The organism is Curvibacter sp. Hmag1.1 (genome assembly GCF_059769165.1).
The window spans coordinates 3,912,081-3,926,835 of the sequence record NZ_JBMBGX010000002.1; the positions used below are offsets into that span (position 1 = coordinate 3,912,081).

Sequence of the window (14,755 nt, forward strand, 5' to 3'; positions counted from 1 at the left end):
TGGTCAGTGTTTGCGGGGCGCGAGGTAGGCTAGAAAGTGCTTTTCTGCCATGCGGAAAACACCGATCAGGCAGAAGGACGCTACCAAATAGATAGCTGCCGCCGCAATGTAGGCCTCGAAGGGAAGGTAATAGTCTGAGTAAACGCGGCTTGCAGCAGCAGTCACGTCCAGCATGCTGGGCACGGCGCTCGCCAGGCTGGTGCTTTGCAGCATCATCACGACCTCATTGCTGTAAGCGGGCAAGGTGCGGCGCAGGGCGCTGGGTAGCACGATGCGGCGCATGGCCTGGAAACGGCTCATGCCGTAAGCTTGCGCAGCTTCCAATTCGCCGGCTGCTGTCTCGCGGATCGCGCCGGCCAACATTTCAGCGGTATAGCCTGCCGTGTTCAGGCTAAAGGCCAGCAAGGCGCAAAAGAAGGGCTCCTTGAAGTGCGTCCAGGGCCAGACATCGTCCCAGCGCGCCTGGATCCATTCCAATTGGCCGAGTCCGTAATAGATCAGGTAAACCTGAATCAACAGCGGCGTGCCGCGGATGACATAGGTGTAGCTGCCCACCACCCAACGCAGAATGGCCCACCGGCTGGTTAGTGCAAGGGCGAAGATCAGTGCCAATACGGCCCCGATCGCCAGCGATGAAGCCAGCAGGCCGAGCGTGGTGTAAATGCCGGTGATGTAGAGCTGCAGGTTTTGCGGCTCGAAAATAACGTGCCACTTCATAGCTCACCCCGCTTGGTTCCCAGGCTGTAACGCGCATTCACTTTGCGGAGCACGAACAGGGAGACACTGGTGTAGATCAAGAAAAGGGCTGCACTGAACAAGAAAAACTCAAACGGTGAGCGGGTGGCCGCGCTCGCCTGCTTGGAGAGATAGGTCATTTCTTTTAAGCCGATCAAGCTCACCAGCGCTGTGGATTTGATCAATACCAGCCAATTGTTGGTAAAGCCTGGCAGGGCGTAGCGCACCATTTGCGGGGCAGTAATGCGCATGAAGGCACGGATGCGTCCCATGCCGAAGGCCCAAGCAGCTTCCATTTGGCCCTTGGGTATGGAGAGAATGGCGCCGCGGAACGTCTCGGTCATGTAGGCGCCGTAGATGAAGCCGATCGTGAGCACTCCGGCCAGAAAGGGGTTGATATCGACGGTTTTTTTGCTGCCTGAGAGCTCAAGCAGATGGTTCAGTCCGATGGTGCCGCCGTAAAACACCAGCAACATGACCACCAGGTCCGGGACGCCCCGGATGACAGTGGTGTAGGTCGTGGACAGGGCAACCAGCACTGGTCGTCCTGACAGTTTGGCTGCTGCTCCCAGCAGACCGAGGACGATAGACACCAGCAAGGCACACAGCGAAACGCCGATGGTCAGTACCGAGCCTTGCAATATGGCGACGTAGTAGGAGTTCATGGGAGCAGAGGAGGCAATCAACGCAACGGGGCGCAGTGATGCGCCCCGTTGGATGCGGTTTTACAAGATTTATTCGCCGTAAACGTCGATGTTGTACTTGGCAAAGTACTTGTCGTTCAGGGTCTTGTAAGTGCCGTTGGTACGGATGGCCTTGATGGCTTCGTTCAACTCGCCCTTGAGCTTGTCTTCGCCTTTACGCAAAGCAATGCCCGCGCCGTAGCCGAAGTACTGGGGCATCTTCAGGTCCGGGCCCACCAACTCGTACTTGGCGCCTTCAGGCTTGGAGAGGAAACCACCGGTGACTTCCATGTAGTCGGCCACAGTACCGTCCAGACGGCCGGACTTGATGTCCAGGTATACCTGGTCTTGGGCTTCGTAGGAGTTTACGATCACGCCGGCAGGTTTCAGGTCGCCCAGCGCGTATTTCTCCTGGGTGGAGCCCTTCAGGACACCGATCTTCTTGCCTTTGATGGAGGCCGCGTCAGTGAACTTGGTGCCCTTCTTCAGCACGATGCGGCTGGGGGTGTTGTAGTACTTGTCGGTGAAGTCGACTTCCTTCAGGCGGTCATCCGTGATGGACATGGAGGAAATGATGACGTCGTACTTCTTGGCGTTCAGGCCGGGGATCATGCTGTCCCAGACTTGTTCCACGAATTCGCACTTGCGCTTGATCTGTTCGCACAGAGCGTTGGCGATGTCCACGTCAAAGCCGGTGGGCTGACCGTCTGCGGACTTGAAGGTGAAGGGTTCGTAGGTGGGGTCGATCGCGACCTTCAGGGGACCGGCTTCAGGAGCGGGTGCAGCAGCGGCAGGAGCCGATGCGGGCGCAGCAGGCGCTGCAGGTGCCGCTTCTTCTTTTTTGCCGCAAGCAGCCAAAACGGAGGTGACTGCCAGTGCCAGCAGGAGTTTCTTCATGGAAAAGTCCTTAGATTTGCCGGACATTGCCGGCGGTTGAGAAAACAAGAAAAATCATTCTACGGGCTAACCACAGCAAATTTAGTGCCGCCCCAACTCAGGGCATGGGGGTTTGTACCGGTGGAAAAAGCGCTTTTGGCGTTTTCGGAAGTCGAAAGTAATGAAAAGTTCCGAATGCGAAAAGTCTCTGAGGCGACTGGCCCTGCGATTTCGGAATTACGGTACCCGTTGGTAAGCCCCTAAAAGTGCGTTGACGGACGTAAAACCTTACACTCGCGGGTTATCCCCCGAACTCCTATGAACGCCCTAGTCGACGTCTCCTTCTTCGCGCGCGCCGCCAAGCCGATTTCCAGTTACCGCAAGTACTGGGCTTCCCGCTTTGGCACCGCCCCTTTCCTGCCCATGAGCCGCGCGGAAATGGACAAGCTCGGCTGGGACAGCTGCGACATCATCATCGTTACGGGTGATGCCTATGTGGACCACCCGAGTTTCGGTATGGCGGTCATTGGTCGCATGTTGGAGGCACAGGGCTTCCGCGTGGGCATCATCGCCCAGCCGGACTGGACCAGTGCCGAAGCATTCAAGGCGCTGGGCAAACCCAACCTGTTCTGGGGCGTGACCAGCGGCAACATGGATTCCATGATCAACCGCTATACCGCGGACCGCAAGATACGCAGTGATGATGCCTACACGCCAGGTGATGTGGGCGGCAAGCGCCCGGACCGGGCGGCCATTGTGTATAGCCAGCGTTGCCGCGAGGCCTTCAAAGACACGCCCATTGTGTTGGGTGGCATCGAAGGCAGTCTGCGCCGCATCGCGCACTACGATTACTGGAGTGACAAGGTTCGCCGCAGCATCGTGGTGGATGCCAAGTGCGATTTGCTGCTTTACGGAAATGCCGAGCGCGCGATTGTGGAAATTGCCCACCGCTTAGCTGCGAAGGAGCCGGTCGAGAACATCACAGACGTTCGTGGCACCGCTTTTGTGCGCCGGCCCGAGGACGAAACTGGCAAAGGGTGGTTCGAAATCACCTCCACCACGGTAGATGAGCCGGGCCGGGTCGAAGCCCATGTGAACCCCTACATGACCACCAGCGAGCTGGCTGCTGAAAATGGCGCCACCTGCGCCAAGGAAGATGAAGCGAAAGCCACGGCGGCTGCCGCTGAGGCTGCGGGCGCTATGAATTCAGGAGCTGCTCGCGCAGATTCCATGGGCGCTAGCGCCCAAAAAGACCCCAAGGCGGACGGCAATGCAGCCATTGCGCCTCTGACCTTTTTCGCAAACCCCGCGTTGTCCGGTAAAGCGAAGCTCAAGGTGCCGCCGCGTGAAAAGTCGGTGATCCGACTGCCCAGCTATGAGCAGGTCAAGAGCGATCCCATTCTGTACGCACACGCCAACCGGGTTCTGCACCTTGAGACCAACCCCGGTAACGCCCGCGCGCTGGTGCAGGCGCATGGCGAGGGCGCGACCGCCCGCGATGTATGGATCAACCCGCCGCCCATTCCGCTGACCACGGCGGAAATGGACTTTGTGTTTGATCTGCCTTACGCCCGCAGCCCCCACCCGACCTACGCCGATGAAAACGGGAGCCATGATGGCGCCACCAAAATCCCGGCGTGGGAGATGATCCGCTTCAGCGTGAACATCATGCGTGGCTGCTTCGGCGGCTGCACCTTCTGCTCCATCACGGAGCACGAGGGCCGCATCATCCAGAGCCGTTCGGAAGAGTCCATCATCAAAGAGGTGGAAGATATCCGCGACAAGGTCAAAGGCTTCACTGGCACGATTTCCGACCTCGGTGGACCCACGGCCAATATGTACCGCCTGGGTTGCAAGAGCCCCGAGATTGAAGCGGCCTGCCGCAAGCCCAGCTGCGTGTACCCCGGTATCTGCCAGAACCTGACGACCAACCACGATCCGCTGATCAAGATCTACCGCCGCGCCCGTGCGCTCAAGGGCATCAAAAAGATCCTGATCGGTTCCGGCCTGCGGTACGACCTTGCGGTGAAGAGCCCGGAGTACGTGAAAGAGCTGGTGCAGCACCACGTGGGCGGCTATCTGAAGATTGCGCCAGAGCACACCGAACAGGGTCCGCTCACCAAGATGATGAAGCCCGGCATCGGCAGCTACGACAAGTTCAAGCAGCTGTTCGAAAAGTTCAGCGCCGAAGCAGGCAAAAAGCAGTACCTGATTCCGTATTTCATCGCAGCCCACCCCGGCACCAGCGATGAGGACATGATGAACTTGGCCATCTGGCTCAAGAAAAACGGATTCCGCGCCGACCAGGTGCAAACCTTTTACCCGAGCCCCATGGCTACCGCCACCGCCATGTACCACTCAGGTCGCAACACCCTGAAACGCGTGCATCGCACGGCCCAGAGCGAAGAGGAAACGGTGGACATCGTTCGGGGTGAAAAGCGTCGACGCTTGCACAAGGCGTTTTTGCGCTACCACGACGCCAACAACTGGCCACTCTTGCGCGAGGCGCTCAAGACCATGGGCCGCGCTGACCTGATCGGCAATGGCAAGCACCACCTGATTCCGACCTTCCAGCCCCTGGTGGACGGTGGATATCAGAGCGCCCGCAAAAAGAATTCGACGGTGGCTCCGGTGAAGTCTGCCGCCGCCCGGGTGCAGCCACTTGGAAAAGCCGCAGCGCCGGTCAAGGGGCGCATCCTGACCCAGCACACCGGTTTGCCGCCCCGTGAGACCGGAGCACCCAAACCCTCATTCAAGGCGGCCCGTAAACCGCGCTGATTTCGCTAGTTACTGCAGGGTGTCGCCGTCGTCGCCAGTGGAGATGGCCTTTTTGTCTCGCACATTCTTTTGCACGGTAACGGCGCTGTACAAGGCGAGCACGAAGGACATGGCGTAGTAGCCCTTCTCGGATAGCAGCAGGGTTGCATTCCACAAACCGGTGCCCAACAAGAGCAGCGACAGACCTACCGCCAGATAACAGATGCCGTAGTAGGCGCCTGAGACCGGAATTCCTTCCAGCTTGTCGCGTACACATTTTTGCAGCGATACGGCGGCGAACAATCCAAAGGCCAGCAAGGTGAAGTAGTAGCCTTTTTCGTTCAGCTGCATTTCAGCATTCCACAGGCCGAGCAGAAAACCACCGGTGCCCAAGCCCAGGCACGCGAAAGTTGCACCCACATAGGCGCCGGAAGAAGACTGTGGAAACTGGATAGATGTTTTCATGGGTAGATGTGTGACGAAATAAAAGGATTGGCGTTGACGAACCGGAGTGCTGCTGCCCGATGGCGCTAAGCTATTGTTTTTGGTTGCCAGTGCAATGCCGGCGCCATTCTCTCAATAAATTTCGGACTTTTTCCAAAAAATGATCAGGGTAATCACGATAGCGTTGCTGCTGCCCGCCTTTGCCTGGGCCCAGGCGCCCATTCAGTTCAGCAACAGTCCGAAGGCCATCCAGCAATACGAATCGAGCACGCTCGAAAGCCTGGTCGAGCGCTGTCCTGTCGTGAAAGCGGAGAGTTACAAGGCCCCTGATGAGGTGCGCTCCCTGCGAAACGGATTCGTAGATGTGGTCACGCAAAATCCGCAAACCGGTCTGTATTCAGTTTTCGTTTTTGATCAGGACAAGCGCAGCTTCATTCTGGTGGATGGGCAGGCGCTTTCCCGCGACAAGAAACTTTCTCTCAGGTTAGTGCTACCCAGGGATTACGGACGTTGCCGCCTGGTCCGCACGCCGCAGGGTGCGGAGATGCTGGAGGTCGTGCACACAGAGCGCAACTACGTGTCTGACGTGCAGCGCATGCAAAAGCTCAGCAAAGAGCTGCTGGAATTGAGCGCGGCAGCTGTGCCGCAACCCGCAGCATGTTCCGCTGCAGCCGGGATGCAGGATATTCAGTTTTGGGATGCCGGCAACCGCGTCAGTCTGAATATGTGCCATGAAGCCACAGCAGCCATGGTTGAGCGCTTGCGCAAAACGGTTCGCAAAGTCCATGAACGCTAGTACCTTTTGGCAATCATTCAAGCATCGGGTTCTTGGTGCCTGTCTGCTGGGTTTGTCGGCGTGGGCTGCGGCCGCTGAAAACGAGTGCCCGCCCGAGCCCAAGCCTTTGTCTCCCGAAATGTTCTCTGCGGCCCAGCGGCAGGCCCGCGACCGGGGTTTTCTATGGCGAGTAAGCAAGGACGGGCACAGCTCCTATCTTTATGGCACTTTGCATGTGGGCCGTGAGGCATGGCTAGCCGCTGGGCCTGCATTGGAGCAGGCGCTGAGAAGCACCAACACATTGGCCCTGGAGTTGGACCCGCTGGATCCTGATGTGGCTGTGCAAATGGGGCAAGCTCTGGCCAAGACGCCCAAACGCAAATTGGAGGAGGGTGCGCGGGCACGACTGGGGCGCCAGTTGCAGGTGCAGTGCATGCCGGTCGAGTCCGCTGACCAAGTTCCTGCGGAATTGTTGCTGGCCGGTTTGTCCTTGAACCTTGCCCGCCGGGACGGGCTGGACGGGCAGTTCGGTTCCGAAATTTTTCTGGCCATGACCGCACGTGCACGTGGCATGCCGGTGGTGTCACTGGAAACTGTCGAGTTACAGCTGCGCGCGCTTCTGGCAGCAGATGATGCGGAAGCCCGCCAGATACTGATTGACGGGCTCAATGAGCTGGAATCCGGGCATGCCAGAGAGAGCTTGCTGGATTTGGTGAGCATGTGGGAGACCGGCGATGTCCGCCGCTTGGATACCTACGAGCAATGGTGCGAGTGCGTGGTAACTCCCATGGAAAAGTTACAGATGCAGCGTTTGTTGGACGAGCGAAACCCGGCCATGGCGCGCCAAATTGATGCAATGCACCGAAGTGGTTCGCGAGTTTTGGCCGCGGTTGGTAGTCTCCACATGTCTGGTCCACGGGGCTTGCCAGCCGTGTTAGCCCGAATGGGCTATGAGATCGAGCGTTTACCCTGATGTGCATGGTGCCTAGCGCCTCCTCGTGTAGTCACAATGTTGGTAACTTTGCGTGGTAACGGTTACAAAATTCCGGTTTTCATGAATCGCGTGGGGTCCGGCACGCTTTTTCGCAGACTTATGGAATAAGCTGTGATTTAAACCAATGACAAACCTGTTGCCCATGAGCACAGGTGAATGTGAGAGACATATGCTGACAGACCACGACCTGGGTGCCTTGATGCGGGCCCAACATGCAGATCCTTTCAGCATTCTCGGGCCCCACGTTGATGCCGGCGGCGTGCGAATCAGTGCACTGTTTCCTGCTGCTCAAACTGTTCGAGCGACGGACCGTGATACCGGCGAGGTGATCGGCGAGTTGCTTCGCCACGAGGGCACGGACGTCTTCACATTGGTGCTACCCGGCGCAACGCCCGTCCCTGACTACAGGCTGGAGGTCCATTGGCAGGATGCTGATGCGGGTGTCTCCGTGATGGAAGATCCTTATCGCTTCCCGGTTGTTCTTCAGGAAATGGATTTGTGGCTGCTGGCTGAAGGCACCCATTTGCGCCCCTATGAGTGCCTTGGCGCGCATCCCACCCAAATGTGCGGAATCGACGGCACCAGCTTTGCCGTGTGGGCCCCGAACGCCAAACGGGTGTCGGTGGTGGGTTCCTTCAACGGGTGGGATGGACGCAGGCATCCCATGCGGCTGCGACGGGAGTGCGGTGTCTGGGAAATATTCCTTCCGCATGTGAGCAAGGGTGATCTCTACAAGTTCGAGATATGGAACGCCCGCGATGCCATCACTACCAAGGCAGACCCTTTTGCGTTTTCAGCGCAGCTTCGGCCTGATACTGCCAGCGTGGTTTGCGGCTTGTTGCCCCGCCTGCCCATGGGCAGTGACCGCGTCTGCGCGAATGGCCTGCAGCAGCCACTCAGCATTTACGAAGTGCACTTGGGCTCTTGGCGTAAGGCCGATGGATGGCGCTGGCTGAATTACCGCGAGTTGGCCGACTCCTTGGTGCCCTATGCGCGTGAGATGGGTTTCACGCACTTGGAACTCTTGCCGGTGAGTGAGCACCCCTTTGACGGATCGTGGGGCTACCAGCCCTTGGGGCTTTTTGCGCCCACTTCGCGTTTTGGGACGCCCGAGGATTTCAAGTATTTTGTGGATGCTGCCCACGCTGCAGGGCTGGGTGTGATTTTGGATTGGGTGCCTGCCCATTTTCCGAGTGATGCACATGGCTTGGCCGAGTTTGACGGCACCCACTTGTATGAATACGCTGACCCCAAGGAAGGCTTTCACCAGGACTGGAATACGCTGATTTACAACTTCGGTCGCACCGAAGTGCGCAACTTTCTGGTGAGCAATGCACTGTACTGGCTGGAGCGCTTTGGTATTGATGGCTTGCGGGTGGACGCGGTGGCATCCATGCTGTACCGGGACTACAGCCGGGCCGCAGGACAGTGGATTCCCAATAAATACGGTGGTCGAGAGAACCTGGAGGCGATTGAGTTTCTGCGCGGCATGAACCATGTGGTGGGTACCGAGCGTCCTGGAGCGATCACACTCGCAGAAGAATCCACAGCGTTCCCCGGTGTGAGCCGCCCGCCGTCTCCGGACTTGCAGAGCGGTGGCCTGGGCTTTCATTACAAATGGAACATGGGCTGGATGCACGACACCCTGGAGTACGCCTCCATGGACGGGGTACACCGCAAGTACCACCAGAACCAACTCACCTTCGGGTTGATGTACGCGTTCACCGAGAACTTCGTGCTCCCCCTGTCACACGACGAAGTGGTGCATGGCAAGGCGTCGTTGCTTGGCAAGATGTCCGGGGACGAATGGCAAAAGTTTGCGAATTTGCGTGCGCTGTACGGTTTCATGTGGGCCTACCCCGGCAAGAAATTGCTGTTTATGGGATGCGAGTTGGCCCAGCCCACAGAGTGGGCCGACGGCTCCCAGCTGCCCTGGCATCTGGAGCAACAAGCGCCGCATCAGGGGGTGCAGCGTTTGGTGCGTGATCTGAACCGCGTGTACCGTGCGTTCCCTGCGTTGCATGAGCAGGATGTGCAGTCAGAAGGCTTTGAGTGGATTGCCCATGACGATTCCGCACAGTCCGTTATCGCCTTTCAACGGCGGGCGAAAGACGGCCGGGCGGTGGTGGTGGTCTGTAACTTCACACCCGTGCCTCGACCCGGGTACCGCATCGGCGTACCAGTGGCAGGGGCCTGGCGCGAAGTCATCAACACCGACAACGGTGTGTATGGCGGCAGCAGCCTGAGTTCGGGCGCGCGAAGCACCGAGCCGGTCGCAGCGCATCACTTGGGTCAGTCGCTGGTCATTACTTTGCCGCCGCTGGCATGCCTTGTGCTCATTCCCGGAGAAGAATGAGTCGTTCCATGTCTTTGTTGAGCATGCTGCCGGGAAATGCCGCCGAGTGGGGGGCCACCCTCACGCCGGAGGGAGTGAATTTCACCTTGGCTGCGCCTAACGCTACTTCGGTGGACCTGTGTCTCTTTGATGAGGCAGGCGTGACCGAGTTGCAGCGCTTGCCCTTGCCCGCCAAAACAGGCGATGTGTGGCATGGCCTTCTGCCCGCGGGTCGTGCAGGGCAGGTGTACGGGTTTCGTGTCCATGGGCCATGGGCGCCCGAGCGTGGCCACCGGTTCAATCCTGCCAAGTTGCTGCTGGACCCCTACGCCCGCGAGGTGCTGGGGCGCTATGACGGTTCGGACCTTCACTGGGCACATGCGCCGGATTCCGCGCGCGGCCGGCAGCTGCCCGATAGCCGGGACAATGCCGCCACCGCATTGAAAGCACGCGTTTGTGCACCTCTGCCAGCGGCGAATCCCGGGCCGGTGGTGCTGCCGAAGCAACGTGTGATGTATGAGCTGCACGTCAAAGGCTTCACCCGGCTGCATCCGGGCGTGCCTGAGACGCTGCGGGGCAGCTATGCGGGCCTTGCGCATCCTGCAGCCATTGCACACCTGAAGGCAATGGGCGTCACCACTTTGAGCCTGATGCCCGTGGCCTTCCGTGCCGATGAAGAGCGTTTGCAGCGCCTGGGCTTGTCCAACTACTGGGGTTACAGCCCCATCGCCTGGAGCGCGCCGGAAAGCCGTTATTGGAGCGGCACTGCCGGCAGCACTCCGCGCACCGAGTTCCGGGCCATGGTCGATGCTGTGCACGCAGCAGGAATAGAGGTGATTCTCGATGTGGTTTACAACCACACCGGTGAGACCGATGAATTCGGCCCCCTGCTCAGTCTGCGTGGCATCGATAACGGCACTTACTACCACTTGGAGCCTGGCGATGCATCCCGTTACCTCAACTGGACGGGTTGCGGCAACTGCGTCAATCTGAACCATCCGGTGGTCTTGCGCACCGTGATGGACAGCTTGCGCGCATGGGTCACGGACTATGGGGTGGATGGCTTTCGTTTTGACCTCGCGCCCGTCTTGGCCCGTGGAACTGCGGAGACAGACTACCGCTTCAACCCCCATGCCCCTTTGTTGATGGCGATCGCGCAGGACCCGACGCTGCGCAATTGCGTGATGGTGGCTGAGCCTTGGGACATCGGCCCCGGCGGCTATCAGCTGGGCGCTTTTCCGGCGGGCTGGCTGGAATGGAACGACCGTTTTCGCGATACGCAGCGCAGCGCTTGGCTGCAACACAGCACCCACCGCGGTGCATTGGCCAATCGCCTGGCGGGTTCCGCGGACGCTTTCAGCCCATTGCGTCGCGCAGCGCACAGCGGCGTGAACTTTGTGACGGCGCATGACGGCTTTAACCTGATGGACGTAGTGAGCTACTGCCATCGTCATAACGAAGCCAACGGAGAACACAACCGCGACGGCCATGGCCATAACCTTAGTGTGAACCATGGAGTGGAGGGGGGTAGTGAAGATGAGCAGGTAGTGCAAGCCCGTGCACGCCATCGCCGCACTTTATTGGCCGTCACGCTGTTTTCGCTGGGCACGCCCATGCTGCTCGCCGGTGACGAGCTGGGCCACAGCCAGTGCGGCAATAACAACGCCTATTGCCAGGACAACGCCACCACTTGGCTGAATTGGGAAGCCGCCCGCCACGACCTGAGCTCTTTTGTCGCTCGTGCCATTGCGTTACGCCGTGCGCTGCCGGCCTTGCAGGCCACCGGATGGTGGCGCAGCCATACCGGTGAAGCCGGGTCCGGCCCGGTGGCAATGTGGGCATTGCCCGACGGTCGCACCGTGGAAGCCGGCGATTGGGAAGCACCTCAGGGTGGACCATTGGCGGTTCATTTGCAGCTCGGCAGTTCTGGTGCGGTGCTGCTGCTGCTCAACCCATCTGCCTCGGCACAAGCATTCACCTTGCCGGACGGCGAATGGCATCTTTGCCTGGATACAGGCTCGGAAAGTGTTGGTACCGAACCCGCCTCAACGGTCAGTCCCCTATTCACAGTACAAGCAGATAGTCTGGTCTTGCTCAGCGCTGTGCAGCCTGTTTTCTAGTTTCAAACTCAACCACTGTCACACCACCATGTCACGCATCACCATACCTACCTCGCCTTTTGAAGGCCAGCGCCCCGGTACTTCGGGCCTGCGCAAAAAAGTCACCGTGTTCCAGCAGCCCCGTTACCTGGAAAACTTTGTTCAAGCCCTATTCGATGTGCTGCCGGATGCTGCCGGCTTGACGCTGGTGGTGGGGGGCGATGGCCGCTTTTACAACCGCGTGGCCATTCAAACCATCTTGCGTATGGCAGCAGCCAAGGGCTATGCCCGGGTACTCGTCGGGCAGGGCGGCATTTTGTCGACCCCTGCAGTCAGTGCTGTGATCCGCCGCCATGGCGCCAGTGGCGGTATCGTGCTGTCCGCCAGTCACAACCCCGGTGGTCCGGAGGGCGACTTCGGCATCAAATACAACGTGGCCAACGGCGGCCCCGCACCTGAGAAGGTCACCGAGGCGATTTTCGAACGCACCAAGGTCGTTCGCGAGATACGCACCATGGATACGGCCGACATCAGCCTGGACACTTTGGGCAGCCAGCACATCGGCAGCACCGAGGTGGTGGTGATTGACTCCGTGTCGGACTATGCCGAAGTGATGCGCGGCTTGTTTGACTTTGACGCCATCCGCAAGTTGTTTGCGGGCGGCTTCACCCTGCGCTATGACGCCATGTGCGCTGTGGGCGGCCCCTATGCCAAAGCCTTGCTGGAGGGCGAGCTGGGTGCTCCAGCAGGAACAGTGGTCAATGGCACACCACTCGAAGATTTCGGTGGTTTGCACCCGGACCCGAATCCGGTGAATGCCGAAGACCTGATCGCCCATTTGTTCGCCGCCGATGCGCCTGACATGGGTGCTGCGAGCGATGGTGACGCTGACCGCAACATGATTGTGGGCCGCAAGTTTGTGGTGTCGCCCAGCGACAGCCTGGCCGTGATCGCAGCCCATGCGACCTTGGTGCCGGGCTACCAGTCTGGCATTGCGGGTGTGGCCCGTTCTATGCCGACTTCCACTGCTGTGGACCGCGTTGCCAAGGCGCTGGGAATTCCGTGTTTCGAGACCCCCACCGGTTGGAAGTTTTTCGGCAATTTGATGGATGCCGGCAAAGTCACCTTGTGTGGCGAAGAAAGCTACGGAACCGGCTCCAGCCATGTCCGCGAGAAAGACGGCTTGTGGGCCGTGCTGTTCTGGCTCAACCTGATTGCCGCCAGCGGCAAATCGGTGGAGGTGCTGGTGCGCGAGCTCTGGGCGCAATACGGCCGTTGTGTGTATTCCCGCCACGACTACGAAGGCATTCCTACCGAGCAGGCCGATGCGCTTATGCGCGACTTACGTGCGTCTTTACCCACCTTGGGTGGCACCTCCATCGCCGGATTGCCGGTAGCCTTTGCGGACGACTTTGCCTATACCGACCCGGTGGATGGCAGCGTGAGCCAGAAGCAGGGTGTGCGCATCGTGCTGACCGATGGTTCGCGCGTGGTGTTCCGCCTTTCCGGCACAGGCACCGAAGGCGCGACTTTGCGCGTTTATCTGGAGCGCCATGAGCCCGATGCCACCCGTCAGGACATCCCAGCCCAAGAAGCCTTGCAGCCGTTGATCGCGCTCGCGGAGGCGGTAGCCCGTATCCGCCATTTCACCGGCATGAATCGACCCACTGTGACGACCTGAGCCGCAGAAGCGCAGGCCTCACTTTCATCTCATCAAAACCAAGCGACAGGAGACAAAACCATGAGTACTACAGACAACGCCCGCAACCTCGCGCTCCAGGAGCGCCACATGCAGCCCCATATGCTGGTGCGCCGCACCATCGCGCTGGTGCTGGCCGGTGGCCGCGGTTCCCGCCTCAAGCAGCTGACCGACCGGCGCGCCAAGCCTGCGGTGTACTTTGGTGGCAAGTTCCGTATCGTTGACTTTGCGCTCTCCAACTGCGTGAACTCCGGTATCCGCCGCATCGGCGTTATCACCCAGTACAAGTCGCACTCACTGTTGCGCCACTTGCAGCGTGGCTGGAGCTTCTTGCGTGCTGAGCTGAATGAGATGGTCGACCTGTTGCCGGCCCAGCAGCGGGTGGACGAGGAGCACTGGTACCGCGGCACGGCTGATGCGATTTACCAGAACCTGGACATCATCCAAAGCAGCAAGCCTGAGTACGTGGTGGTGCTGGCCGGCGACCACATCTACAAGATGGATTACTCGCTGATGCTCAAAGACCACGTGGAGAGTGGCGCTGGCTGCACCGTGGGCTGCATTGAGGTGCCACGCGAAGAGGCCACTGCCTTTGGTGTGATGGCCGTTGATGGCACCCGAAAGATCACCGAGTTTGTCGAGAAACCCGCAAATCCACCCGCCATGCCGGGCAATGATGCTGTGTCTCTGGCCAGCATGGGTATTTACATCTTCGACTCCAAGTATCTGTACGACCTGCTGGAAGACGATTTGGCCAACCCTGAGTCCAGCCACGATTTCGGCAAAGACGTGATTCCTCGCGTGGTGCGCGAGGGCAGGGCGGTGGCCCATCCCTTCTCCATGTCCTGTGTGTCGTCCACCCCGGACGCCGTGCCCTACTGGCGCGATGTGGGCACCATCGACGCCTTTTGGGAAGCCAACCTCGACCTCGCCTCAGTCACCCCTGAGCTGGATATTTACGACACCAACTGGCCCATCTGGACCAGCCAGCGCCAGTTGCCACCTGCCAAGTTTGTGCAGGACGCCGATGGCAAGCACGGCCAAGCTATCAATACCATGGTGTCGGGCGGCTGCATTGTGTCGGGCTCCATCGTCAGCAACTCGGTGTTGTTCAGCAGCGTTCGCATCCATTCGTTCTGCGTGATTGACCAGGCAGTGCTGCTGCCCGAAGTCACCATCGGCCGTGGCTGCCGCTTGAGCCGTGTGGTCATTGACCGGGGTGTGGAAGTGCCGGATGGCTTGGTCATCGGTGAAGACCCGGTGGCGGATGCGGCACGCTTTGAGCGCACCGACAACGGCGTGGTCCTGGTGACCAAAGACATGCTCAAGCGGCTGGAAGCCCAATAAATTAGTTCAAC

Annotated in this window: 11 protein-coding genes; 7 read left to right on the plus strand and 4 right to left on the minus strand. The window is 59.4% G+C overall.

The window, feature by feature from the left end; all coding sequences use genetic code 11:
* Positions 1–3: 3 nt before the first annotated feature.
* The 3 genes from ACOAP0_RS18895 to ACOAP0_RS18905 all read right to left on the minus strand — a co-directional run bounded on the left by ACOAP0_RS18895 (position 4) and on the right by ACOAP0_RS18905 (position 2,315).
* Complete coding sequence (locus tag ACOAP0_RS18895) at positions 4–717, minus strand: ABC transporter permease (protein ID WP_498377685.1); 714 nt, start codon at positions 715–717, stop codon at positions 4–6.
* Positions 714–1,400 carry an ABC transporter permease gene (locus tag ACOAP0_RS18900; RefSeq protein ID WP_481874018.1) on the minus strand — a complete coding sequence of 229 codons (687 nt, stop codon included), beginning with the start codon at positions 1,398–1,400 and terminating at the stop codon, positions 714–716. Before ACOAP0_RS18900 ends, ACOAP0_RS18895 begins: the two co-directional genes overlap by 4 nt.
* 69 nt (positions 1,401–1,469) lie before the next feature.
* Positions 1,470–2,315, minus strand: a complete 846-nt coding sequence (locus ACOAP0_RS18905; protein WP_087497127.1) for an ABC transporter substrate-binding protein — start codon at positions 2,313–2,315, stop codon at positions 1,470–1,472.
* A gap of 297 nt (positions 2,316–2,612) precedes the next feature.
* On the opposite strand from ACOAP0_RS18905, the gene ACOAP0_RS18910 reads away from it, so the two are divergent.
* Complete coding sequence (locus ACOAP0_RS18910; protein WP_498377687.1) at positions 2,613–5,072, plus strand: YgiQ family radical SAM protein; 2,460 nt, start codon at positions 2,613–2,615, stop codon at positions 5,070–5,072.
* Positions 5,073–5,081: 9 nt separating this feature from the next.
* Here ACOAP0_RS18910 and yiaA read toward each other — a convergent pair whose 3' ends face one another.
* Complete coding sequence (gene yiaA, locus ACOAP0_RS18915) at positions 5,082–5,516, minus strand: inner membrane protein YiaA (RefSeq protein ID WP_498377688.1); 435 nt, start codon at positions 5,514–5,516, stop codon at positions 5,082–5,084.
* A 139-nt stretch (positions 5,517–5,655) separates the two neighbouring features.
* On the opposite strand from yiaA, the gene ACOAP0_RS18920 reads away from it, so the two are divergent.
* From ACOAP0_RS18920 to glgC, 6 genes are all read left to right on the plus strand, one after another.
* Complete coding sequence (locus ACOAP0_RS18920; RefSeq protein WP_498377689.1) at positions 5,656–6,291, plus strand: hypothetical protein; 636 nt, start codon at positions 5,656–5,658, stop codon at positions 6,289–6,291.
* Positions 6,281–7,243 carry a TraB/GumN family protein gene (locus tag ACOAP0_RS18925; RefSeq protein WP_498377690.1) on the plus strand — a complete coding sequence of 321 codons (963 nt, stop codon included), beginning with the start codon at positions 6,281–6,283 and terminating at the stop codon, positions 7,241–7,243. Before ACOAP0_RS18920 ends, ACOAP0_RS18925 begins: the two co-directional genes overlap by 11 nt.
* 190 nt (positions 7,244–7,433) lie before the next feature.
* Positions 7,434–9,620 carry a 1,4-alpha-glucan branching protein GlgB gene (gene glgB / locus ACOAP0_RS18930; RefSeq protein ID WP_498377691.1) on the plus strand — a complete coding sequence of 729 codons (2,187 nt, stop codon included), beginning with the start codon at positions 7,434–7,436 and terminating at the stop codon, positions 9,618–9,620.
* An 8-nt stretch (positions 9,621–9,628) separates the two neighbouring features.
* Positions 9,629–11,719 carry a glycogen debranching protein GlgX gene (glgX, locus tag ACOAP0_RS18935; protein WP_498377692.1) on the plus strand — a complete coding sequence of 697 codons (2,091 nt, stop codon included), beginning with the start codon at positions 9,629–9,631 and terminating at the stop codon, positions 11,717–11,719.
* A gap of 28 nt (positions 11,720–11,747) precedes the next feature.
* The gene (locus ACOAP0_RS18940) at positions 11,748–13,379 is read left to right on the plus strand and encodes an alpha-D-glucose phosphate-specific phosphoglucomutase (RefSeq protein ID WP_498377693.1); all 1,632 of its coding nucleotides are present in this window, start codon (positions 11,748–11,750) and stop codon (positions 13,377–13,379) included.
* 60 nt (positions 13,380–13,439) lie between these two features.
* A complete protein-coding gene (gene glgC / locus ACOAP0_RS18945) occupies positions 13,440–14,744 on the plus strand; it encodes a glucose-1-phosphate adenylyltransferase (RefSeq protein ID WP_087493740.1) in 1,305 nt (434 codons plus the stop codon).
* Positions 14,745–14,755: the final 11 nt, after the last annotated feature.